The organism is Aliiroseovarius sp. S2029 (genome assembly GCF_023195575.1).
In the GTDB taxonomy this organism is placed as follows: domain Bacteria; phylum Pseudomonadota; class Alphaproteobacteria; order Rhodobacterales; family Rhodobacteraceae; genus Aliiroseovarius; species Aliiroseovarius zhejiangensis.
In genome coordinates this window covers 1-2,348 of record NZ_JALPQE010000018.1, presented here as the reverse complement: position 1 = coordinate 2,348, position 2,348 = coordinate 1, and the positions used below count along the sequence as shown (strand labels likewise).

Genomic DNA, 2,348 nt, shown 5'->3' with positions numbered 1-2,348 from the left:
CCTGGAACTCAGTGTCTTCCTTCGGAGCCATGGCGTTGAACAGGAAACGCAACGCGCTTTCCGCATCTTCGCCATAGACACAGCGGTATTCCTGGTAAGACGTGCCCGAACGATCATCCACGACGCTGTAAAGCATCATCGTTGGCTGGCCGCGTTTCGGGTCGACCCAGGCAGGTTGCGCGATATGCTTCAGATCCGACGGGCTCATATCGAACTGCCAGCAGGCATTGGAATGGCGCGCTTCAAACCGGGCGGCGGGTGTCGCCCGGATCATTCGTGGCCGATCGTATCCCCATGACCGCAGCCACCGGTTGACAGTTGTCGGCCTGAGCAAGCCTTTTGCCGGTTGCACATGTCCATCCGGCGTTTCCACCCCATGTTCTTCCAGAACCTCAATGGCCCGGTTGGTCGAGAGATGCCGACCTTTCTTGTTGCTGGTCCGCATTTTCAGCGCGGCAATGATCTCGCAATAGCGTGCCATGTCCTTTTCAGGGATCCCGCGTGGCTTGCCACGATCAGCCCGCCGGAGGCCCTTGGGTTGGTGAAGCGTTTTTAGAGCGCGGTACACGGTGGACGAACTGACATCAAAGAGATCCGCGATCCGATCAATTTCTTCCCGCCGTGCCGCTGATCGAGGCGGCAGCCCCGCCAGCCGGGTTCTCAACGCCAACAGCGTCTCGGCCGGTATGCGGATGCCTCTATTTGCCATCGGCGAACTCATCAACATAGGCGTAGAGCGTGGCCCGCGAGATGCCCATCAAGTTGCAAATTTCCGGGATTGTGTGTTCACGGGAATGATAAAGCTGGACAGCAAGAACCCGTTTCTTGCGGTCCAATACCTTTTTACGACCACCCTTGCGTCCACGTGCCCGCGCTGCCTTCAGACCAGCCTGTGTGCGCTCGCGGATCAGGTTGCGCTCGAACTCGGCCAATGCGCCAAACATATGAAAGATGAGCTGACCACCGCTCGATGTGGTGTCGATGGATTCCTGTAGGCTCTTCAGGCCAACACCCATTTCTTTCAGCTCTTCAGCACGGGCAATCAGATCTTTCAGAGACCGTCCCATCCGATCCAACCGCCAGACAACCAGCGTGTCGCCGTCGCGAAGCTGCTCCAAAGCCTTGACCAGACCTGGGCGCTCGCTCTTGGCCCCACTCACCTTGTCATCGAAAATTCGTTCGCACCCTGCGGCACGCAACGCATCATGCTGCAAGGCAAGGCTCTGGTCTTCTGTCGATACACGTGCATAGCCAATGAACATGGAAAACCGTCTGAATAATCAACTCGATTGCCAAAATGCATACGGTGATATTCAGATGCGGTAAACAGACAAAATTTCCCAGCAATATCAAGTTGCGGAAACTTTGCTCAAACGCCGTCTGTCAAACGCTCGTTTGCTGAACTGGCCAAGGCTAGCTTTTCCTAGACCAGCCCTTGAAGGGCCCAGAGTGACCAATGCTGCATTGTTGACAAATACCTGCGTTGCACACTTTGTTGCCATTCCTGCCGAAAGCGGTAGTACTGACCTAGGCAGTACCCGGTTGCGCAATGTAGGGGACGCATAGAGGCGTGTTGGTTGCATATGCGTATGGTCAGCATTGGAGAAGAAAATAGGGAGTACTGGGATGCGCTTGCAGAAGGCAATCTTTGCTATCGTTCTTGTATTCCTGCTCGGAGGCGCCATGAATGAAGTCATAGCAGAAGAAGACAAACTTCCGTCAGCTGACGCCGTCCTGATTGCCCTAAATAGTAGTCTCGGAGATCAGAACGCACTGGTTGACGCATTTGCCAGGCTTTACCCTGAAAGCCATGTTCTGGATCGGGGGGAAGATAAGATCTTGATCGATCTTTGGGCAAATGGACAACCCTATGCTTCCGTCTTCATGTTCCAAACCGCATCACCGAACGGCATGACCGCAATTTTTAGCTACTGGGACCCGGACATCCTAGTCACACATTTCGCCGCAAATGCCGAAAAATGGGTGAAGGCCGAAATCGGTCCTTTGACCACGACGCTGACATCCGCTCCCGGCTTGCCTGAAACGACAGCGTCGTTAGGAAAGTTATCAGTAACATTGTCGCGAGTCGCGTCGGGTGAAGAAAGCCAGTTGGATATCACTTTCTCTCTTAGCGATTAACTTGTTTGAGGCCGAATATTGTACACCTTCAGGGTAATGTTCTCATTCGCACGTAATGTGGTTCAGTCCGGATGATTGCAGTCCCGTTGCAAATAATGTGGTCACAGTCACAAACAATTCGGTTTCCGCACCCCAGATAAACGCAGTTAATCTGGTCGAAAAATCACGATGTTTGCAGTTCAAGACGCGGATGATTGCGGTTCACTACA

General features: G+C 53.6%; 2 protein-coding genes and 1 pseudogene. 1 reads left to right on the top strand and 2 read right to left on the bottom strand.

The genetic code is table 11. The features are described from left to right. Together MUY21_RS15935 and MUY21_RS15930 are read right to left on the bottom strand one after the other, a co-directional pair. Positions 1 to 688: pseudogene (locus tag MUY21_RS15935) on the bottom strand (IS481 family transposase); the annotation flags it as partial. 10 nt (positions 689 to 698) lie between these two features. Beyond that, positions 699 to 1,262 carry a recombinase family protein gene (locus MUY21_RS15930; RefSeq protein ID WP_248411259.1) on the bottom strand — a complete coding sequence of 188 codons (564 nt, stop codon included), beginning with the start codon at positions 1,260 to 1,262 and terminating at the stop codon, positions 699 to 701. A 364-nt stretch (positions 1,263 to 1,626) separates the two neighbouring features. Here MUY21_RS15930 and MUY21_RS15925 point away from each other — a divergent pair, with 364 nt between their 5' ends. Next, complete coding sequence (locus tag MUY21_RS15925) at positions 1,627 to 2,139, top strand: hypothetical protein (RefSeq protein WP_248411258.1); 513 nt, start codon at positions 1,627 to 1,629, stop codon at positions 2,137 to 2,139. Positions 2,140 to 2,348 lie beyond the last annotated feature (209 nt).